At 38.6% G+C, this 19,520-nt stretch carries 19 protein-coding genes; 14 read left to right on the top strand and 5 right to left on the bottom strand.

The genetic code is table 11. The annotated features are described in order from the left end of the window. The first annotated feature begins 69 nt into the window (after nucleotides 1-69). Nucleotides 70-450: a YchJ family protein gene (locus ABDV71_RS14605; RefSeq protein WP_343533815.1), complete on the top strand. Its 381-nt coding sequence runs from the start codon at nucleotides 70-72 to the stop codon at nucleotides 448-450. A 42-nt stretch (nucleotides 451-492) separates the two neighbouring features. Beyond that, the gene (locus ABDV71_RS14600) at nucleotides 493-2,535 is read left to right on the top strand and encodes a TonB-dependent receptor (RefSeq protein ID WP_343533813.1); all 2,043 of its coding nucleotides are present in this window, start codon (nucleotides 493-495) and stop codon (nucleotides 2,533-2,535) included. Between the two features lie 366 nt (nucleotides 2,536-2,901). Here ABDV71_RS14600 and ABDV71_RS14595 read toward each other — a convergent pair whose 3' ends face one another. Continuing rightward, entirely contained in the window at nucleotides 2,902-3,774 is an 873-nt protein-coding gene (locus ABDV71_RS14595; RefSeq protein WP_343533811.1) for a ChaN family lipoprotein, read from the bottom strand. 157 nt (nucleotides 3,775-3,931) lie between these two features. Between ABDV71_RS14595 and ABDV71_RS14590 the strand changes: the two genes are divergently transcribed. The 8 genes from ABDV71_RS14590 to tsaB all read left to right on the top strand — a co-directional run bounded on the left by ABDV71_RS14590 (nucleotide 3,932) and on the right by tsaB (nucleotide 9,069). After that, nucleotides 3,932-4,729: a LiaF domain-containing protein gene (locus ABDV71_RS14590; protein WP_343533808.1), complete on the top strand. Its 798-nt coding sequence runs from the start codon at nucleotides 3,932-3,934 to the stop codon at nucleotides 4,727-4,729. A 29-nt stretch (nucleotides 4,730-4,758) separates the two neighbouring features. Further along, nucleotides 4,759-5,820: a histidine kinase gene (locus tag ABDV71_RS14585; protein ID WP_343533806.1), complete on the top strand. Its 1,062-nt coding sequence runs from the start codon at nucleotides 4,759-4,761 to the stop codon at nucleotides 5,818-5,820. Further along, complete coding sequence (locus tag ABDV71_RS14580) at nucleotides 5,798-6,532, top strand: LytTR family transcriptional regulator DNA-binding domain-containing protein (RefSeq protein ID WP_343533804.1); 735 nt, start codon at nucleotides 5,798-5,800, stop codon at nucleotides 6,530-6,532. Before ABDV71_RS14585 ends, ABDV71_RS14580 begins: the two co-directional genes overlap by 23 nt. A gap of 458 nt (nucleotides 6,533-6,990) precedes the next feature. After that, the gene (locus ABDV71_RS14575; protein ID WP_113635858.1) at nucleotides 6,991-7,143 is read left to right on the top strand and encodes a lmo0937 family membrane protein; all 153 of its coding nucleotides are present in this window, start codon (nucleotides 6,991-6,993) and stop codon (nucleotides 7,141-7,143) included. A 333-nt stretch (nucleotides 7,144-7,476) separates the two neighbouring features. Further along, entirely contained in the window at nucleotides 7,477-7,635 is a 159-nt protein-coding gene (gene rpmH, locus ABDV71_RS14570) for a 50S ribosomal protein L34 (protein WP_013632808.1), read from the top strand. Nucleotides 7,636-7,700: 65 nt separating this feature from the next. After that, nucleotides 7,701-8,096, top strand: a complete 396-nt coding sequence (locus tag ABDV71_RS14565) for a ribonuclease P protein component (RefSeq protein ID WP_343533795.1) — start codon at nucleotides 7,701-7,703, stop codon at nucleotides 8,094-8,096. After that, on the top strand, nucleotides 8,083-8,313 hold the full coding sequence (yidD, locus tag ABDV71_RS14560) for a membrane protein insertion efficiency factor YidD (RefSeq protein ID WP_343533793.1): 231 nt from the start codon (nucleotides 8,083-8,085) through the stop codon (nucleotides 8,311-8,313). The genes ABDV71_RS14565 and yidD overlap by 14 nt, the downstream gene beginning before the upstream one ends. A gap of 69 nt (nucleotides 8,314-8,382) precedes the next feature. Continuing rightward, on the top strand, nucleotides 8,383-9,069 hold the full coding sequence (gene tsaB, locus ABDV71_RS14555; protein ID WP_343533791.1) for a tRNA (adenosine(37)-N6)-threonylcarbamoyltransferase complex dimerization subunit type 1 TsaB: 687 nt from the start codon (nucleotides 8,383-8,385) through the stop codon (nucleotides 9,067-9,069). Here tsaB and ABDV71_RS14550 read toward each other — a convergent pair. Together ABDV71_RS14550 and ABDV71_RS14545 are read right to left on the bottom strand one after the other, a co-directional pair. Continuing rightward, nucleotides 9,066-10,487 carry a DUF5723 family protein gene (locus ABDV71_RS14550; protein WP_343533789.1) on the bottom strand — a complete coding sequence of 474 codons (1,422 nt, stop codon included), beginning with the start codon at nucleotides 10,485-10,487 and terminating at the stop codon, nucleotides 9,066-9,068. The two genes, tsaB and ABDV71_RS14550, sit on opposite strands and share 4 nt — an antisense overlap. Before the next feature lie 50 nt (nucleotides 10,488-10,537). After that, nucleotides 10,538-12,100: a hypothetical protein gene (locus ABDV71_RS14545; RefSeq protein WP_343533787.1), complete on the bottom strand. Its 1,563-nt coding sequence runs from the start codon at nucleotides 12,098-12,100 to the stop codon at nucleotides 10,538-10,540. Nucleotides 12,101-12,189: 89 nt separating this feature from the next. Here ABDV71_RS14545 and ABDV71_RS14540 point away from each other — a divergent pair, with 89 nt between their 5' ends. Beyond that, nucleotides 12,190-12,576: a DUF423 domain-containing protein gene (locus tag ABDV71_RS14540; protein ID WP_343533785.1), complete on the top strand. Its 387-nt coding sequence runs from the start codon at nucleotides 12,190-12,192 to the stop codon at nucleotides 12,574-12,576. Next, on the top strand, nucleotides 12,576-15,050 hold the full coding sequence (priA, locus tag ABDV71_RS14535) for a primosomal protein N' (RefSeq protein WP_343533783.1): 2,475 nt from the start codon (nucleotides 12,576-12,578) through the stop codon (nucleotides 15,048-15,050). Before ABDV71_RS14540 ends, priA begins: the two co-directional genes overlap by 1 nt. Here the strand turns inward: priA and ABDV71_RS14530 are convergent. Continuing rightward, nucleotides 15,047-15,730: a hypothetical protein gene (locus ABDV71_RS14530; RefSeq protein WP_343533781.1), complete on the bottom strand. Its 684-nt coding sequence runs from the start codon at nucleotides 15,728-15,730 to the stop codon at nucleotides 15,047-15,049. The two genes, priA and ABDV71_RS14530, sit on opposite strands and share 4 nt — an antisense overlap. A gap of 178 nt (nucleotides 15,731-15,908) precedes the next feature. Between ABDV71_RS14530 and ABDV71_RS14525 the strand changes: the two genes are divergently transcribed. Then, entirely contained in the window at nucleotides 15,909-16,565 is a 657-nt protein-coding gene (locus ABDV71_RS14525) for a protein-L-isoaspartate(D-aspartate) O-methyltransferase (RefSeq protein WP_343533779.1), read from the top strand. Nucleotides 16,566-16,655: 90 nt separating this feature from the next. Here ABDV71_RS14525 and ABDV71_RS14520 read toward each other — a convergent pair whose 3' ends face one another. Further along, nucleotides 16,656-17,906: a DUF1343 domain-containing protein gene (locus tag ABDV71_RS14520; protein ID WP_343533777.1), complete on the bottom strand. Its 1,251-nt coding sequence runs from the start codon at nucleotides 17,904-17,906 to the stop codon at nucleotides 16,656-16,658. A gap of 77 nt (nucleotides 17,907-17,983) precedes the next feature. On the opposite strand from ABDV71_RS14520, the gene ABDV71_RS14515 reads away from it, so the two are divergent. Beyond that, nucleotides 17,984-19,204: an FtsX-like permease family protein gene (locus tag ABDV71_RS14515; RefSeq protein ID WP_343533776.1), complete on the top strand. Its 1,221-nt coding sequence runs from the start codon at nucleotides 17,984-17,986 to the stop codon at nucleotides 19,202-19,204. The last annotated feature ends 316 nt before the right edge of the window (nucleotides 19,205-19,520 follow it).

The raw sequence follows: 19,520 nt of genomic DNA, 5'->3' as shown, positions 1-19,520 counted from the left end.
AATATAATTAGAGCTCAAAAAAGCAACTTTTGCAGTGTACTAAATTTCTTTTTAATGTATTTTTGAAATATGTCAACTATAACATGCGCTTGTTCATTGAACAAGCCTTATGCCCAATGCTGTGAAGTTTATCATTTGAAGAAAGCACTTCCGCCAAGTGCTGAATTGTTAATGCGATCGAGATACAGTGCTTACGCCTTGCATCTGATTGACTATTTGTGGGATACTACACATCCGGCCAAAAGACATTTATATAACAAAGCCGATATGGAGCAATGGGCGAAAGCTAATCATTGGTTAAAATTGGATATTGTGGCTGCTAAAAAGAACGTGGTTGAGTTTAAAGCTTTTTATCAAAAAGGATTGCAACAATATGTTCATCACGAGCGGTCGCAGTTCAAAAAAGAAAAAGAACAGTGGTACTACTACTCTGGCGAACATTTCCACTGAGTTGAAACTCTGCAAATCCTTTAATTATTTGTTCTGAACCTCATGTATATGCCAAGCCGTTTCGTTTTAATTATTCTGTTTGAGTTATTCACTTTTCCCCTTTGGGCGCAAAATCGAGATAGCATTGAGAGCGTTAAACTTACTTTAGATAGCGTGGTGATTAATGCTTATGGGAGCAAAAACTTGATGACTACGCCAACCGCAGTGAACAAAATAGGCTTGTCGCAGTTACAGCGTTATGCAAATACTAATGTGCTTCAGGCAATCAATGCCACACCAGGTGCTCGTATGGAAGAGCGATCGCCAGGCAGCTATCGCTTGAACATCAGGGGCAGTTCGGTGCGAAGCCCTTATGGCGTGCGTAATGTGAAGATTTATTACGATGATATTCCTTTTACTGCACCAGGTGGTAATTCGATGTTAAATATGTTGGGTTTTAATAACGTGGGCGGTATAGAACTGATCAAGGGACCGGGAAGTAGTGTGTATGGCATTGGTACAGGAGGCGTGGTACTATTTAATGCGCCAACGGTAAATAATAACATTATGTTGGAAGCCGGTGCTAGTGGAGGAAGTTTTGGGGCACTAAATTATAACGTTAAGCTGCAATTACCCAAGCATCTGCTGGCTTATGAAGAACAAGGTGCCGACGGTTATAGAGCGCATACAGAAATGAAACGTCGTGTGGCAAGTTATCAAGCCCTGCTACCTACTTTTTTTAAAGCAAACTTGACCATACATGCCATTTATAGCGACCTTAAGTATCAAACTCCTGGTGCATTGACTTTAGCGGAATATGAGGCCAATCCAAAACAAGCCCGACCAACCGTAGGTGCTAATCAAGGTGCTATTTTAGCGAATGCAAGTATAAAACAGCAAGCTTTTTTGCTAGGATTGGTACATCGCTATGCTTTTGATGAAAAGTGGCGAAACACGACAAGCTTATATGGCTTTTACAATGAAACAGAGAACCCAGCCATCCAAAATTACGAGTTGAAAAAAGAGCCACACTGGGGTGGAAGAACAGCTTTTGTTTATGAGCCCTCAAACAATATATCCTTGCATTTTGGCGGAGAGTTGCAAAAGGGCGACTTCAGCTCTAGAACCTATAGAAACTTACAGGGGAATAAGGGAAATCAGAACACCAATGACAAACTTGACTTATTGCAATGGCTGGCATTTGCCCAAGTGAATTGGCAGGTGAAAAAATGGCTATTTACCGTTGGAGCCAGTACCAACAACCTCAATCTTGGTTTTCTTCGTAATAGTGAAACACCAAATATTAATGCCCATAAAAAGTTTAGTGGAGAAGTACAACCGCGTTTTGCTGTGCTTTTTAGTGCCAGTGAACATTTTTCTACTTATATCAACGTAGCGAAAGGGTTTTCGCCTCCTGCAAGTAGCGAGATTTTTGCGGACAACAATAGCTATAATTTAGCTTTGAAAGCAGAGAAAGGTTGGAATATAGAACCTGGTTTTAGATGGAAACTGCTTAACCAGCGTTTGTTTCTGGATGCCAGCTATTTCCATATGTTGTTGAGCAATGCTGTCGTCACTCGTAGAGATGCTGCTGGGGCCAATTACTACATCAATGCGGGGCAAAACAAGCAACAGGGGGTAGAAGCAAGTTTATCCTACCAATTGCTTAAGGAAAGTCAGCCATTATCGGTATTGCTGCAAGGAGCCTATGCTTGGCATCAATTTAAATACGACGATTTTGTACAATTAAATCAAGATTTCTCGGGAAATCGTTTGCCAGGAGTAGCGCCACATAGTTTTACTTTAATGGCTGATATTAAACATAAAAGCGGTCTATTGGCTTTCCTGACTTTTAACCACAATGCTAAAATTGCGCTTAATGATGCCAACACACAATATGCCAATGCCTTTCAGTTGGTATCGGCAAAACTAGGTTATCAGAAGCAAATTAAGCATCTACCTTTACAATTATTTGCAGGGGTAGACAACCTTTTGAACCAAACTTATAGCTTGGGCAATGATATTAATGGTTTTGGTGGCAGGTATTATAACGTAGCACCCGGTCGTAGCTTTTACTTTGGGCTAAAAGTAGGATGGTTGAAATAGGAAGCGCTTCCGTCATTTCGACCATAGCGAGTGGAGAAATCTTTGAATATGTCCTTAGATTGCTGTCATTCTGAGCTTGCGAAGAATCTCTTTGGTTACCAGAGTCCGAAGGATTTCAATTGCTATATAAAGATATTAGCCAAATCATGTGATTCCTACATAATAGTATCGAAGCGAATAAGCTATTTTATTAATATTAGACCTCTTCGAGATATGGAAATGAGCTTATACTCAAACTGATGCTAAAATTAAGCCCTGTTATTAATCTTCCGTCATTTCGACCTTGTGGAGAAATCTTTGAATGTATAAATAAAAGATCTCTCCACTCGCTGCGCTGCGGTCGAGATGACGACCGTCATTACTTTTTTAAAAACTCTTCTTCACCTTGGGGTCGGTAACAATAACATAATCGCCCAAGTTTTGATATTTTTCCCAGTTGGGATTTTCAAAATCTTCGGCTGCAAACGAAGCAATGTTTAAAGCCTTTAGCTTTGGTGCCAACTTTTGAAGCTGTGCATAAGTACCCAACTTTTCATCGCTATGGAAACGGCCATTCACCTGAAATATCTTTTTCCCCTTATTTTCCTTGGCAAATTTTGCAATAGACCAAGCCATGGTGGCATCCCAAAAGTTTTGGGACTGATATACCTTCATGGTACCCATGCCATGGCCGCCTAGTAAGCCGATAAACTTTTCGTAGTACCTGCCAGTTAAGGTGTCTATGGTGTTTGGCGGCAAAAACTGTTTAGAACTAGAAGGTAGTTTGCCTAAAATTCCCAATCCATTTTTGGTAACTGCATTGCTATATCTTGCCGCTGCATTACCGCCAATCACCATAATCCCTTCATTCTTTGCAAACTCAACCATGGGTCTGTAATCCTTATAATTGTTCCAAGCCCTTGCCTCTTTAATAAAATTTTTTTCGGAGATGATTCCTGCTAAATATTCGTTGATCACGGGCTGTACATCGGTGTGGAACATTTCAAGCGTTAAACCTACCTTGTTTTGGTAAGTAGTTGCAAGCTTCTTGAACAGCGTTACTTCTAAATAATGGCCAATCGAATCATTGTGTTCCTCCCCGAAGAAAAGAACATCGGCTTTTGCCATATCAGCCACAATATCATCCACATTAATGACCTTCTGTTTTTTTACGTCGTAAACCTTGTAGTGTTGGGTAATGTCCTGTGCATTTGCTAAAATAGGGAGAATCAAAAGCAGGAGGAGCTTAAGTGTTTTCATTTCTTTATCTGTATTTGACCGATGGTTTTCAAATTAACGAAAATTTTTACCGATAAATTAATGCATTTTACCGATAATTGGATAGCAAATAACCGTCTTGTGTTGTGTAGTCTGTAGGGTTGAGATACTTTTGGGCATATCAAATAACACAAGACAAATGGAAAATATAGAAAATAAAGATATGGTTAATCGCTCAGGAAAAGTTTGGGCAGGCTTCATCATCGTAGGTATTGGTGCACTTTTATTGCTAAGGAATTTTGGCTTAGGTTTACCACATTGGTTCTTTAACTGGAGTGTTTGGCTTATTGTTATCGGCTTATTCGTAGGTGCACGTCATAATTTCAGAAGCAGTGGCTGGTTTGTGATGGTGCTGATAGGTAGTTACTTTACCTTGGATGATATCTTAGATGATTATTCAATGCCTCATGTAGCCCTACCAATAGCCATTGTTGCGCTTGGACTTTATCTGATCCTTAAACCCAAAGACACTACGGTATGCCGAAATAAAAAACGACGCAGGAAAGAACGTTTTGACAAGTTCGAGTATGTGAATCCTGTAGGTCAAGAGGCTGAACCAGTAGAACCTATCAACGGAGATAAAAAAGAAAAATATAGCAACGACTACATTAATTCCGTAAATGTATTTGGCGGAAGTAATCAGGTCATCTACTCTAAAAATTTAAAGGGAGGGGAAGTGGTTGCGGTATTTGGAGGTGGAGACCTTAATTTGACCCAATCTGATTTTGAAGGACAAATTATATTGGATGTTACTGCCATATTTGGAGGCGTGAAAATTGTAGTGCCCGCCACTTGGCAAATCAAATCGGAAGTTACTGCCATTTTTGGAGGGGTTGACGATAAGAGGGCCATTTATCCAGCAACCGAACAGGCAAATAAATTGATCATTATAAGAGGAGTGGTGCTTTTTGGAGGGGTAGAGTTTAAGAGTTATTAATCTTTTCGCTAAACCTAAAACTAAACACCTTGACAACTACACCACTATCAAAACCGCAGATCAAGACCATAGCAGGCATTATTTTATTATGCTGGCAGGTGGCTTGCGCTGCGGTTTTGTATTTCTTTTTTAATTTCTCTTGGCAAATTTCGGTGTCCGATAGTGTGGTAAGTAATTTATGCTTGGCCTTTGGTTGTATTGTAATCAGCAATATGTTGGGCTATTACCAGCCTAAAAACGAAAAGCTGCTATATGTACTATTGGTAACGCTGGTAATTTCGGCGGCGGTTGTGTTCGCCTCAAAATATGTTTTAACTTTTCTGTTTGCTAATCAAACGAGTTATGTAGCTTTTTTAGACCTTTCTGATATTTTTAAGGCAGCAGTGTCCTTTATGTGCTTAGCTTGGTGCGCATTGGCCAATATTTTATGGTATCGCTTAGAAGAACAATCGGAAATGCAGGCTCGTATGTTGGCAACCCAAAACTTGGCTAAAGAGGCTGAACTGAACAAATTGCGCCACCAACTACAACCTCATTTTTTATTTAATAGCCTTAATTCGGTTTATGCCCTAACCATTGTAAATCCTACAGAAGCGGGTACCATGATCACCAAATTGGCAGCTTTTTTACGTGGCACCCTGAAAAGAGATGATGAAGTTTGGGTAAGCGTAGCTGATGAAATGGAATACATACAGCTCTATTTGGATATCGAAAAAGTACGTTTTAGCCACCGATTAAGTGTAGACGTAAACATTGCTGAAGAAACGAAAGGACTTTGTTTGCCGGGAACCTTGTTGCAGCCCATTGTAGAGAATGCCATCAAATTTGGTTTATATAATACTTCCACAGCTATTACCATTACCTTGGAAGTGAAAATGGAAGACAGCACTTTGGTCATTTGTGTAACCAATCCTTACGACCCGGAAATGAAAGCATCAAAAGGAACTGGTTTCGGACTTTCGGCCATCAGGCGAAGATTGTATTTGCTTTTTGCGGATAGCAACTTGCTCCAAGCTGAATCGAAGGACAATAAATTGTATATTACTACCCTAAAAATCCCTCAGAAAGATGATAAGAACCATACTCATTGATGATGAAGCCCTTGCCAGAGATATTGTAAAGCATTATTTAAAAGCTTTTCCAAATATTGAGGTTGTAGCCGAGTGCAGTGATGGTTTTGAGGGACTGAAAGCTATAGCTCAACACCAACCAGATTTGATTTTTTTGGATATACAAATGCCCAAAATTAGTGGATTTGAAATGTTGGAACTGGTAGAAAACCGACCAGCGGTAATATTCACTACAGCATTTGATGAATATGCCATCAAAGCTTTTGAGGTGAATGCGGTCGATTATCTTTTGAAACCTATCGAACAAAGCCGCTTTGAGCAGGCTATGCAAAAGCTGCCCGCTAAGTTGGCCAAAGAAGATAACAGTCAAGAGCTTTTGGAAACCGCATCGCTATCACCAGCGCAAAACAATAGGGTAGTGGTTAAAAATGCGGGAGTAATCAAAATCATACCGATAGAAGCCATCCACTATTTGGAAGCCGACGATGATTACGTAAAGCTGAGCACTACCGAGGGTAATTTTCAGAAAAATAAAACGATGAGCTTTTTTGAGCAGACCTTAGATGCTGCTCAGTTTATCCGCATTCATCGTTCCTACATCATTAATTTGGCTCAGGTAACCAAAATAGAACTTAAAGAAAAGGAAAGCTATGTAGTGCTCCTAAAATCGGGAATTTGGTTGCCGGTAAGTAAAACAGGATATGTAAAGCTTAAGGCCGCTTTAGGGCTTTAATGGGCTTGTTTTATTTCTTTTATTAAACTAAGTGCCCGTACGTCATTGCGAGCCTCGCAAAGCCGTATTAATACGTAATGCTGACAGTCTGTCTTCCGGCAATAGGAGATAACACCACGTTTTAAGCATTTTGCATATCCCCCTCTTGAGGGGGCAGGGGGAGGAAATTAGTTGTTTCTAATACTTGTATCCACGCTATTGATCTAATCTTCTCGAAAAAAAGTAAATCCTTCAAAATGTTAAAGCTTGCTCGTCATTGCCAGTCGAGCTGGCAATGACGAGCAAGCAAGAACCCATCTTTTAGAAAAGCGACAGGTATACAGATTTTATAATTATCTGTGAGTCTGTCGCTTTTTTATGCGAACAGAAAAAAATCAGAACAATTTTTAACACGGCGTGTTTTAGTAATAAATCAAATCAATTAACAATTTTACACTTAAAACTTTAACGTCAATATTATGGGAAATCTATTATATGTAATTGCAGTGATTTTAGTCATCATTTGGGCAATTAGTTTTTTAGGAGGCTATTATACAGGAGGTATTATACACGCTTTATTGGTGATAGCTATTGTGGCTATTTTATTAAGAGTAATAAGGGGTGCCGCATAAAAAGAAAAATTTGTAGTTAGTTAATAAATGGAGCTCGATAGGTCTAGGTTGCCTATCGGGCTTTTTTTATTTAGAATAAAGGAATATCCACTAATCAAGCTTGTTCAATGTTAAATCATTTTACTGTTAACCGATTGATGTTTAGTGTTTAATGTATGATGGCCAATGGCTAACGGATTAGTGGGGCAATAAATCAAAAAGCTTATCTTTGAACATTTAGCCGCTGGTAAACTAGCAAGTTTAAAAATAAATTAATTTGCTGTTGCAATTTTAAAAATATCGCTTTATATTTGCACCTCTTATTAAAAACTCTAGTTAATATATTATATAGTTATGAAAAGAACATTCCAACCTTCGCAAAGAAAGAGAAGAAACAAACATGGCTTCCGCGAAAGAATGGCTACAGCAAACGGTAGAAGAGTTTTAGCTTCTCGCCGTGCAAAAGGAAGAAAAAGATTGACAGTTTCTGACGAGCGTCGTCATAAAGCATAATTTTTGATTGCCACCCTTGTGGTGAGGGCAGATCAATTTAACTTCTGCATTTTAGCAATCAAAAAATGAATAAATTTTATAAAGAAGAGCGTTTATGTAGCAAAAAGTCCTTGGACTTGCTATTTAAAAAAGGCTCTTCTTTTTTATTGTATCCCTATAGGGCAACTTTTATATTGGATGCCCAAACCCATCGTTATCCAGCTCAAGTGGTAATTAACGTAGCTAAAAAGCGCTACAAGCATGCCGTGGATAGGAATCTGATCAAACGACGAACCCGAGAGGCTTATCGTTTGCAAAAGCAGGCATTTTTATATGAGTATTTGACTGATCAGAACAAAGTGCTGCTTTTGTCGTTGCAATATGTAGGCAAGGAAATTCATCCTTACGCATTCCTGGAAAAGAAAATAAGGCAAGTTTTTGTTAAACTGTTAGGACAAATCAATAGCAATGAAGGTCATTAAGCTTTTATTTTCTTGGTTATTCTTGGGCATTATCAAATTGTACCAATGGTTGTTGTCGCCTTTGTTGGGTGCAAGTTGTAGGTATACGCCCACATGTTCGCAATACGGGATAGAAGCAATTAAAAAACACGGGCCTTTTAGGGGAGGTTGGCTAACACTAAAACGTATCGGGCGCTGTCATCCTTGGGGGGGACATGGTCATGATCCAGTTCCTTAAAAAGTTCAAAGTTAAAGGTTGAAAGCGGATTAAACTTTTAACTTTGCACTTTAGACTTTCAACTATTCAATGTCAACAATACTTCAGATAGAAACAGCTACGCCCGTTTGTTCGGTAGCCATCTCGGTAAATGGAGAAACGGTAGTGCTTAAAGAAGAAAAAGCACCAAATATTCACGCTTCAAACCTTACGCTTTTTATTGATGAGGTGATGAAAACGACTGGTTTAGCCTATGCTGATTTAGATGCTGTTGCGGTAAGTAAAGGACCGGGTTCCTACACAGGGCTACGTATTGGGGTTTCTACCGCTAAAGGATTGTGCTTTGCCTTGGAGAAACCTTTCATTGCGATTAATACCTTAAAAATGATGGCAAATGGATATCTGTCAAAGCATCCGAACTTTGGAGGCTTGGTGTGCCCAATGATCGACGCCAGAAGGATGGAGGTATTTACCGCCGTTTTTGATCATAAGCTGGCTGAAGTGGAACATACTCACGCTAAAATAGTTGATGATAAGAGCTTCGTGATTGAATTGCAGAGTAATTACATAGCCTTTATAGGTGATGGGGCCGAAAAATGCAAAACAGTAATAGATGACCCCAATGCGCATTTCTACGCAGATAATTTTAATAGTGCCGGTTATATGAGTAGTTTGGCCTATGAGGCATATCAAGCTAAGGTGTTTGAAGATGTAGCCTACTTTGAACCATTTTACCTTAAAGATTTCGTGTTCACTACGCCAAAGAAAAAAGTTTAGCGCTGCTTTTTCTTGAATATGCCGAAAATGCGACCAAAGAAACTCTGGCGTTCCTGGCCTTCGCCAACACCAGGCATCCAGCTCATGTTCATAGGGTGTTCAACGATATAACCAATTTTAAAAGCCATACCTAAATAAATCGATCCACGACGATAGCCTGTTTCTACAACATCTTTGCTGTTGACGATGTTTTTACCAGCATAATAAGTTTCTATCAAATCATTAGTGCCTAAAAACATTTCAAAGTTGGGCGTTTGGATCATTCCTTGTACTCCTAATCTAAAGTTCTTATCTGTATTATAGCTTGGTATGGCACTGAAAGAGAAAGTGCCAGATTTGATGGTGTTTACCAATGCCGCTTCGCCATATTGATCAAAAATATGTTTACTGATGATTAAGTTGGGCGTGTAGGCTCCAAAAGTTTTTGAAATAAGGAAATCAGCTCTGCTGTTTATTGGAGCAATAAAACGTTTTTGTTGGGTGTTGCCTTTGGCCAAATTATCTAGTGCCCTTTGAAGTTTATCCTCTTCTTGCTCTCCAGCATTTCCGGTAAGTGGAATATTACTTTGTGTAATATCAAAAGAACCCGAGTATGAATTTTTTCCCCATCTAATGAAACCCAGGTCTTTCACGTTGGCCATTATGAAAATACCAGATTTGGTGGTGTAAGTAGTGCCGAGTGTAATTGCTGCGCCTAAATTTTTGTAAGGTAAACCGTTTTTGAATTTAACCTCGCCACCTTCAGGATAATTGAGCCTAAATTTTGCAGCCATATCAACATCTAACGTGGCCGAATTAACTCTGGCCGAAGATCTACTAGCGTCGAATTCCATATAGCCAATACCACTTAATAAACTCACTTTTGCACCTAATGCCCAGCGTTTGGTATAGTTCTCGCGATAAGTAAAACTGATCTGATGGTAAGTCAGCATCTTACTGTTGTTATTGAACAGGTTGATGCGGGGTATGGTAGCAAACCGCTGAAAAGTATCGTAAAATAGTCCCTTGCTGATATTCTCGTCATAGTCAACTTGGGTTTCCGATTTGATTTGCCAAGAAAAGCCCATCTCGCTATGGTATTTATGATATTTAAATAGCCTAATTGCCACCAAGTATGCATTTATTTCTTCACGCATAGTTTTCGGGTTGGCAAAATCTCCAACTCTGCTTTGAGCATAGCCCTGTTTAACTAAGTTTCTGATGGCTATGTTCGAATTACCAGGACTTAAACCACTTAGATCGAGATAGGGTATAAGGAAATTAGAGGCAAATTGTCGAGATGAATCCAATACAAAAGATTTTTGAGCAGGGTTCTCAAACGAATCGAATAATGTTTTTGTATTGAATAATGCATATTGTTGTGCAACGGCACTTAAGGTAGAAACAACTAAAAGGAGAACTATTAAGCCTTTCCTCATAAAGCCATTTGTTTTTAGGTTAAATTAGCTGTTTTATCAATAATTAAACGTTAATTCTCTGTAAGCTTAACAGTGTCAGCCTTTGTTTGGTTTTTAAGCAATAAAATATTGCTTGTGAACTTTCCATTATCAGCAGATAGCTGATAACCAAAAGCATTGTAGCTTTTAACGCCCTTTTCAGATTTATATTGCTTGTAGTAAGGTGCTTTTAGGTTTCTGCCAAAAATGTCGTTGCTGTTTTTGTTATTGATGTAAAAAGCGATGGTGGCAGCACTCGAAGTTTGGTCTTTAAAAGTGTGATAGTCATCAGTGTTCATCAATAAGTGGTCATTCCTGTAGGCATTTAAAAATACCTGTACCGTGCTGGCATTATTGGCCACTACCAAATGATTGTCGATAATGGTGTAAAACGGGCGTTCAAATTTTTTAAAGGGTTCACCGAAATAGTTGTAAAGCAAATTGGGTTCTTTAAAAATCCTAACGTCAGGAGCATAATCGCTACCCAAATCTAAAAGGAGCTGACCAAGTTTATCCCCATTTTTAATCTCTACGATTCCAAGTTTTTCGCCACTTTTTAACTCTATTGTAGCAAGTTGTTTATTAAAATACTTAGGGAAGATTTGATTAATGTCAATTCTGTATTTTTCGTCGATGTTTCGGAGCTGTTCTGCAATTTTTTCATCCTCTTTTTTGCCTTTTTGCCAAGCTTTAAGTGCCTTGTCCCACACCGCATAATCATCGATGTTAAATAAGGTATAGTTGGCGGTTTGTTCGGGAAAGAACTGGTCGATATTTATTTTTTGTTCTTTTTGGTCTACAAAAAGCTTGAAATAATTTTGAGCATCTTTAACTTCAGTATAGCCATTGAGCAAAAGCTTATCGCTGCTAAAATTATAGCTCAAAGAAGCATAGGCATTCTGTTGATTAAATACACTTAATTCGCCTGTCAAGTTAGTATTGAGGATGCTCTTTAACAGGTGCGGTAATTGCTTGTAGTTGATGTAAACGTTGGCCAGTGTGTTTTTTCCAAACCTATTATTTTGTTTGATATACTCCGCAAATTCATTGTTAGGGATCTTGGTTTCCGCTAGCACAGATAATGCTTTTTTACTATTGGAAAGAAAAATAGAGCGATTGATGACGGCTACATAACATTCGCTGCTATCACCAAATTTGATATGATAGGCATTTCCGTCTTCCTTTAAGGTGGCATTTATTTGATTAAGAGCTAGGGCGTCAATCTTTTTTTCCTTGGTTTGTGTAGCGATAATGAAGTCTACTTGTTCGGTTTTAGTGGGTAAAAAACCAACAACAACTTTCTCTCCTTCTATTAAGTGGTTGAACTTTGCATTATTGATAACATTTTCTCTTAAGGCTTTTAGTAAATCGCTCTTGGCTGTTCCCAATAGATTATTGGTTACATCTTGCTGACTGAGGATGTCATAAAAACCTTTGTCATTTTCGAAAGTGAAGATGATTGGGGCATTGGCAGATATAAGATTTAGCGAAACGTCAGATGGACTACTTTCCCTATTTAAATTTGAAAAGTATAAATAGGCCATGCCTGTTACCCCAAGCACAAGTATAATTAATAGGATATAGATTCTTCTCATAACTATGTACAGCAAATTTAATTTAATTTTATGATTAGCGAGATTATGAAGGCATTTTGTTAATTTAGCGCTATTTAATGCCGTTGCTCATGAACAAAAGAATAATCTTAACCGCTGCCTTTTTTGGTGCGCTTGCTGTAATACTTGGTGCTTTTGGAGCACATGGGTTAAAGAATATCATCGCACCAAATCAATTGGAAATATGGCAGAAGGGTGTGGAGTATCAGTTTTATCATACTTTTGCTATTTTGTACCTTTCTACCTTTGCTAGATATAAAAACAAACTCATAGCACTGTCGTTTTTCTTTTTCACTTTAGGGATTGTTTTATTTTCCGGCTCTCTATATCTATTGGCGATTAAAGATGCCTATCATTTATCATTTGCAAGTATTTTGGGGCCAATAACACCTATAGGCGGGCTTGGGTTTATTTTAGGATGGGTGTGTTTATTTTTGGCCGCTTTAAAGGATAAATAATGCAGTTTGCGGAGTCGGATTTTTCGGAAAGAGAGACGCTATTTGTAGAGGTTGTGTTACCCCTATCATTGGCAATTAACTACACCTATAGAGTTCCTTTTGAACTTAATGAGGTAATTGCTGTTGGCAAAAGGGTAGTGGTGCAATTTGGAAAGCATAAGATCTACACGGCTTTGGTGAAAAGTATTGGTGCTAATCCGCCGGAGCATTACCAGGCAAAATATGTGATTGATGTGGTTGATGACTATCCGGTAGTGACCAGCAAGCAATTTGAGTTTTGGGAATGGATAACCTCTTATTATTTATGTAATGAGGGCGATGTAATGGCTGCTGCTTTGCCTACGGGCTTGAAATTGGCCAGTGAAACCATACTTCTCTTAAAAGAGGAGCAACCTGAAGAGGTCGAACTAAATGACAAAGAGAGGGTTATTGTAGAAGTGCTTCATAAACAACATCGCATTAGTGTTGATGAAGTGGCGAGTTTATTGGGCCAAAAAACGGTTTATCCCCTCGTAAATTCACTAATCGCTAAAGAAGTAATTATTGCTGCCGAAGAAGTAGTGGATAAATACAAGCCACTGCTTAAATCCTTCGTAAAGCTTAATGCATTTTATCTAGAAGAGGAAAACCTAAGACAATTGTTTGCCCAACTAGAAAAAGCTCCTAAACAGCTAGATGCCTTGTTGGGCTATTTGAAGCTAAGCAAAGACAAAGGCTATATCGCCAAAAACCAATTAATCGAAGAAAGTGGTTGTGGGCAGGCAGCTTTAAAAGCGCTTACGGACAAAGAAATATTTTATGTCGAAAAAAGACCGGTTAGCAGATTAAGCAGTGATGGCGAAATATTCGATGTTAATTTTAAGCTTAGTGAACATCAGCAAGCAGCATTAGATCAGGTAAACCAACAATTTCAGCATAAAGATGTGGTATTGCTACATGGTGTTACGGCGTCGGGCAAAACGCAGCTCTATATCAAATTAATCGAAGAGGCTATTGCTAATGGCGGACAGGTGTTATTCTTGTTACCGGAAATTGCATTAACTACGCAAATTGTAGAACGTGTAAAGCTATACTTCGGAAATAAGATTGGAGTTTATCACTCCAAATTCAACGATAATGAGCGGGTGGAAATTTGGAATAAAGTGCTAAATAGTGCTTATCAAGTCGTATTAGGTGCAAGGTCGGCCGTTTTATTGCCATTTCATGATTTAAGATTGGTAGTGGTTGATGAAGAGCATGAAAACTCTTACAAGCAATACGATCCGGCACCTCGCTACCAAGCTCGTGATGCCGCTGTGTTTTTGGGACATTTACATCAGGCCAAAGTAATTTTGGGTTCCGCCACGCCGTCCTTAGAAAGCTATTATAATGCCAAAACGGATAAATATGGTCTGGTAGAACTCAATGAGCGTTTTGGAGGTGTTCAGCTTCCTTTGCAGGAAGTAGTAAGTATTGCAGAAGAAACCAAACGTAAGAAAATGACTTCTTACTTTACCAGTGTATTGGTAGATGATATAGCCGAAGCCTTGGAAAAGAAGGAGCAGGTAATCCTGTTTCAGAACCGTAGGGGATATGCTACTATTTTAATATGCGCTACCTGTGGTTACGCGCCAAAATGCGTGAATTGTGATGTGAGCTTAACCTACCACAAATCTAGCGGTAAATTGCATTGCCATTATTGTGGTTATTATCAAAACAGCATCAATGTATGTCCAGCTTGTGGATCGGTACATGTGGAGCAAAAAGGCTTTGGTACTGAAAGGATTGAAGAAGAGTTGAGCTTGATTTTTCCGGATGCTAAAATAGCCCGTTTGGATTTGGACAGCACCCGTACCAAAAATGGCATGCAACAAATCATCAGCGATTTTCAGGAGAAGAAGAACGATATCCTGATTGGTACCCAAATGGTGGCTAAAGGACTCGATTTTGAGAATGTGAGCCTTATTGGAGTAATCAATGCCGATACTTTGCTGAACTTTCCCGACTTTAGGGCTTTTGAACGGAGCTATCAATTGTTGGCCCAAGTGGCAGGTAGGGCAGGTCGTAGAGACAAACAGGGTAAGGTATGTATTCAGGCCTATGCCGATGATCATCGTATCATTAAGCAGGTCATAGAAAACAACTACGAGCAAATGTATGCCGACGAATTGGAAGAAAGAAAGCAGTTCCATTATCCGCCTTTCTCAAGATTGATTTTTATTAACGTAAAACATAAAGATGCCAACGTGCTTAATATGGCGGCACAAACATTGGCCAACAACTTAAGAGCTCAGTTGGGGAAAAGGGTATTAGGCCCAGAACAACCTTTGGTGTCCCGAGTGAGGAACTATTACATCAAGCAAATTATTCTTAAGATAGAAAGAACGGCAGCTATGCAAAAGGTAAAAACAGTTTTGCTAGATACCATCAGAGATTTTAATGCCCAAAAAGATTTCAGAAGCGTAATTGCGCAAATAGACGTTGACCCCTACTAGTTTTTGCCTACCAAATGAAATTGTATGCCAATTGAAACTGGGTTAAGCAAAGTTTCCAGCTTGTTGTATTTGGCAAAGGTTCTGGTATTGTTAGCATCATTTAATACCGTCTCTTGGCGCTCATAAGCATAAAAGAAATCCATTGTAGACTCTGCAAAGAAACTTAGGTTTTTTAGTGCATTAACTTTAACCCCCAATACTGGTGAAAAAGTTGCGCCGTTTTTATTAGAATTTGCAGCATAAGAAACTTTAAGGTTAGATGAATTTTTGTTTTCGATATCTCCCTTAAAATGACTCGCTCTAAAACCGATATCAAAACCAAAATATGGCTGTATCACCGAATAGTTAAAGTTTTTCTCGAAACCTACTTTAATGGAGAAGTCGCTGAAATTACCTTTGGCCGTTTCGCAGGTTTCACATTGGTTGTCGAAAGTCAAATCTCTTTTGTAATAATAGTGACCACTGATCCTAAAAGCCATTTGATTATCGTTGATCTTGATCATGCCGCTGTTTAGCCACATGGTTGTATAATCGTCGGTATTGGTTTGTTGCAATATTTTTGGCATTTGAACAATGTTGTAACCTTTAATGCCAATACTGTAGTTGTAGTTCCCGTCAATCTGGGCAAATGCTGAGGCGCTAATTAACAATGAAACAATAACAAGTATAACTCTATTCATGCAAACTTTATTGGATAAACAAAAGTATAAAATATTTGTGAGCGATTGCGCTAAAAAGTGCTAATAAGTTAATAGTTTGAGAATTGCTGTTCTGGCATTCTCCCTGTTGAAGGATGTTGGTAAAAATTATGTCCGGTAATTTGGTTAAATACGGAGTTTAAAGCTATTTTTGGCACAAATGGCTTATAAGTTTGTAGATAATTATCGGGAAAAAGGCGCAAGAAAAAAACTTGTAGAAATCTTAAAAGAAAGAGGAATATCTGATGCGAAAGTACTCAGGGCAATAGGCAAGGTGCCTCGTCATTTCTTTTTCGACGAAACTTTCTGGAACCAGGCTTATAGAGATATTGCCTTCCCTATTGGTGATGGGCAAACCATATCACAACCTTATACTGTAGCTTATCAAACAGAGCTGTTACATATCCAAAAAGGAGATAAAGTATTGGAAATTGGCACCGGTTCGGGCTATCAAACTTGTATTTTGATGGAACTTGGTGCTAATGTATATACTATTGAACGCCAGGAAAATTTATATGCCAGGACTATCAAGGTGCTGCCGGGAATGGGTTATCAGGCTAATTTTTTCTTGGGTGATGGCTCAAAAGGAATTGAGGCACATGCGCCTTATGCAAAGATTATTGTAACTGCTGGAGCACCCTTTGTGCCCGAAATATTGCTGAAACAGTTGAAGATAGGAGGGATTCTGGTGATTCCTGTAGGCGATGAGAAATCGCAGAAGATGATTACCGTCATCCGTGTGAGCGAAAATGAATACGATAGGATTGAGCTAGATACCTTTAGGTTTGTACCATTGGTAGGTGATCAAGCTTGGTGATTTCGATAAAAGTACAAAGAGCAAGGAATAAATACAAACTTCATCTTTACTCCTTAATCCTTGCTCCTTGTTCCTTATTCCTTGTTCCAACTAAGGATATAACAAATACTTTTTCCTCATTTCTTTGTACTTACTCAAACCTGGTTCCCAGCTTGCTCTAATTTCAGCTTCGCTTTTTCCAGCCATAATCTGCTTTCTAAAATCGCTTACACCAATGAGTCTTTCGATAGGTAACATCTGATTGCTCAATTTCGAATCAAAGAACGTTTCTTTTTTAGGAGAAGCTTTGTAAAGTTCTATCATCCATTGGATATTGATTTGACGTGTTTTCCTGAAAATAGAGGTGTCATAATTCCTTAAATCGATACCGTAGCAAGTTTCATCCTTAAATATTGGTGTTTCGGCCATGCCTTTAATACCTGTCGGCGTAAATGAGAATTCGTAAATACCTTTGTAATATGGTGCGCCCAATACCGTAAAAGGAAATTTGGTACCTCTACCGTGGTTCACATATACGCCTTCGAACAAACAAGTGCTAGGATATAATAAGATAGATTGTGGTGTATTTAAGTTTGGTGATGGACTAACTGGAAGCTCATAAGGCATATCATGGTTGTAGTTAGCATTTTTGATGACCGTAATTTTGCATTTTAATTTGTCCTTTAGCCAGCCTTCGCCATTTAACATTTGAGCATATTCACCTACTGTTAATCCATGAGCAGCTGGAATGGGTTGTATCCCAACACCTGATTTAAACTCTGGAGCTAAAATTGGTCCATCAATTACAAAGCCGTTAGGGTTAGGACGGTCGAAAATCATTACCTCTTTGCCATTCGCTGCACAAGCTTCCATTACACGTTGTAAAGTATTGATATAGGTATAGAAACGAACGCCTACATCCTGAATGTCGAAAATCATGACATCAATGTCTGCTAAGTTTTCTTTGCTAGGTGTGCTTTGTTTTCCATAGAGAGAAACTACTTTGATGCCCGTTTTAGCATCTGTTTCATTACTTACATGGATGCCCGCACTTGCATTACCTCTAAAACCATGCTCAGGACCAAAAATCTTTACTATTTTTACGCCACGCTTCAACAAGCTGTCAACGGTAGTTGTTTTGCCTATCACAGAAGTTGGATTAACCACCATGCCTACACGTTTGCCTTTTAATAGAGGCAAATAAAGTTCGGTTTGCTCGGCACCAGTTTTAAATGTGCTGTTGGAAGCTCGGTTTTGTTTGACGATTGAGTTGGTTTTTTGCGTCTTTTTGCTGTTTTGGCCGCAAGCTGAAAGTGTAAAAACAGCTAGGAGAATTTTAAAAAGTAGAATGGATTTGTTCATTTTCGGGTTTTTAAGCACATTAGGCTAAATCAAAATTGAATTAGCACTTTTACGAAGTTACAATTTATTGCAAAAAGTTGAACGTAGAATATTTTATATCGAGCCGTATTTCTTTAAAAGCTGAAAGAACCTTTTCAAAGCTAATTGTGCGCATTGCTATTGCCGGCGTCATGCTGAGTTTGGCGGTTATGATTCTTTCCATTGCTATTATTAAAGGTTTTAAAACGGAAATACAGGATAAGGTAAGAGGGTTTATTGGTGATATACAAATCTACAGGTTTGATTTGAATGGTTCTTTTGAGAAATCGCCGTTTATTCCAAACGATACTACCATCAACAACTTAAAGAATAATAAACAGATAGCTTCTTTTTACCCTTTTGCCACCAAACCTGCCATTATAGTGGCCAATGGCGAGGTAGAAGGGGTCAATTTTAAAGGTATTGATGCTACCTATGATTGGGCCTATATTAAAAAGCACTTGGTGAGTGGCAAGGTCATTGATTTTGCGGATAGCACCAAAGCTGCGCAACAGGTACTCATTTCTGAGTATACTGCAAATCGCCTGATGTTGAAAACAGGTGACAGCTTTATCATGCACTTTGTACAAAATCCACCAAGGAAAAGAAAATTGACCATTGTAGGAATTTATAACATTGGAATAGAAAGCCTCGATAAAGGTTTCGTGATAGGAGATATAGGACTGATTAGGAGGCTGAACAATTGGCTGCCGCAACAAACAGGGGGTATAGAAGTACGTATTAAGGATTTTAGTCAATTGAAACCTGTTGCCGATGAGGTTTATCGTAACTTAGAAATGAAGTTGAGGTCAAGGTCGGTGGAGGAGAGTACGCCTGAAATTTTTACTTGGCTGTCGTTATTGGATGTGAATACAAGGGTATTGCTAATTTTAATGCTCATTGTAGGGGTCATCAATATGATTACGGCTTTGCTGATTATGATTCTTGAACGTACCAACATGATTGGAATGTTAAAGGCTATGGGAATGGGCAATGGCAGCATGATGAAAATATTTCTTTACAATGCCGTTTATTTAGTGGGAATAGGTTTACTATTGGGCAATATTTTAGGCTTGGGACTATGTTTCTTGCAGCAATATACCCATATGTTTAAGCTGGATCAAACGAATTACTATTTAGATCATGTACCTATTGAGGTGCACCTTAAAGACGTACTTTTGCTAAACTTGGCTACGATAGTAACTTGTACATTGGTGCTAATTGTTCCATCGATGTTAGTGAGCAGGATTAGCCCTCTGAAAGCGATAAGATTTAAGTAGTAGTTAATAAACCACCTTAGGCATCTTAGAACATTTTAGGGTACTGTGTCTTAGATGGACCTAGGTGTCTTAGGTGTTAAATTTAGTTTTTTAGCGACCTTAGGATATTTTAGTTTTTTTAACCATTAAGAAATTAAGGGGCGTGCGTTTTGTTTTTTAACCACCTTAGACATCTTAGAACATTTTAGGGGACTGTGTCTTAGATGGACTTAGGTGTCTTAGGTGTTAAATTTAGTTTTTTAGCGACCTTAGGATATTTTAGTTTTTTTAACCATTAAGAAATTAAGGGGCGTGCGTTTTGTTTTTTAAGCACCTT

Origin of the sequence: Pedobacter sp., from assembly GCF_039594775.1 — a bacterium.
In the GTDB taxonomy this organism is placed as follows: Bacteria; Bacteroidota; Bacteroidia; order Sphingobacteriales; family Sphingobacteriaceae; genus Pedobacter.
Note: the sequence above shows the minus strand (reverse complement) of the source record. Positions and strands in the feature narration are given on the sequence as shown.

What these genes read in the sequence shown, in the direction of transcription:
- rpmH (WP_013632808.1), top strand. Translation starts at nt 7,477, where the DNA reads ATGAAAAGAACATTCCAACCTTCGCAAAGAAAGAGAAGAAACAAACAT.
- ABDV71_RS14600 (WP_343533813.1), top strand. Translation starts at nt 493, where the DNA reads ATGTATATGCCAAGCCGTTTCGTTTTAATTATTCTGTTTGAGTTATTC.
- ABDV71_RS14595 (WP_343533811.1), bottom strand. Translation starts at nt 3,774, where the DNA reads ATGAAAACACTTAAGCTCCTCCTGCTTTTGATTCTCCCTATTTTAGCA.
- ABDV71_RS14565 (WP_343533795.1), top strand. Translation starts at nt 7,701, where the DNA reads ATGAATAAATTTTATAAAGAAGAGCGTTTATGTAGCAAAAAGTCCTTG.
- ABDV71_RS14520 (WP_343533777.1), bottom strand. Translation starts at nt 17,906, where the DNA reads ATGAACAAATCCATTCTACTTTTTAAAATTCTCCTAGCTGTTTTTACA.
- ABDV71_RS14605 (WP_343533815.1), top strand. Translation starts at nt 70, where the DNA reads ATGTCAACTATAACATGCGCTTGTTCATTGAACAAGCCTTATGCCCAA.
- ABDV71_RS14575 (WP_113635858.1), top strand. Translation starts at nt 6,991, where the DNA reads ATGGGAAATCTATTATATGTAATTGCAGTGATTTTAGTCATCATTTGG.
- ABDV71_RS14530 (WP_343533781.1), bottom strand. Translation starts at nt 15,730, where the DNA reads ATGAATAGAGTTATACTTGTTATTGTTTCATTGTTAATTAGCGCCTCA.
- ABDV71_RS14540 (WP_343533785.1), top strand. Translation starts at nt 12,190, where the DNA reads ATGAACAAAAGAATAATCTTAACCGCTGCCTTTTTTGGTGCGCTTGCT.
- yidD (WP_343533793.1), top strand. Translation starts at nt 8,083, where the DNA reads ATGAAGGTCATTAAGCTTTTATTTTCTTGGTTATTCTTGGGCATTATC.
- ABDV71_RS14550 (WP_343533789.1), bottom strand. Translation starts at nt 10,487, where the DNA reads ATGAGGAAAGGCTTAATAGTTCTCCTTTTAGTTGTTTCTACCTTAAGT.
- priA (WP_343533783.1), top strand. Translation starts at nt 12,576, where the DNA reads ATGCAGTTTGCGGAGTCGGATTTTTCGGAAAGAGAGACGCTATTTGTA.
- tsaB (WP_343533791.1), top strand. Translation starts at nt 8,383, where the DNA reads ATGTCAACAATACTTCAGATAGAAACAGCTACGCCCGTTTGTTCGGTA.
- ABDV71_RS14545 (WP_343533787.1), bottom strand. Translation starts at nt 12,100, where the DNA reads ATGAGAAGAATCTATATCCTATTAATTATACTTGTGCTTGGGGTAACA.
- ABDV71_RS14590 (WP_343533808.1), top strand. Translation starts at nt 3,932, where the DNA reads ATGGAAAATATAGAAAATAAAGATATGGTTAATCGCTCAGGAAAAGTT.
- ABDV71_RS14525 (WP_343533779.1), top strand. Translation starts at nt 15,909, where the DNA reads ATGGCTTATAAGTTTGTAGATAATTATCGGGAAAAAGGCGCAAGAAAA.
- ABDV71_RS14580 (WP_343533804.1), top strand. Translation starts at nt 5,798, where the DNA reads ATGATAAGAACCATACTCATTGATGATGAAGCCCTTGCCAGAGATATT.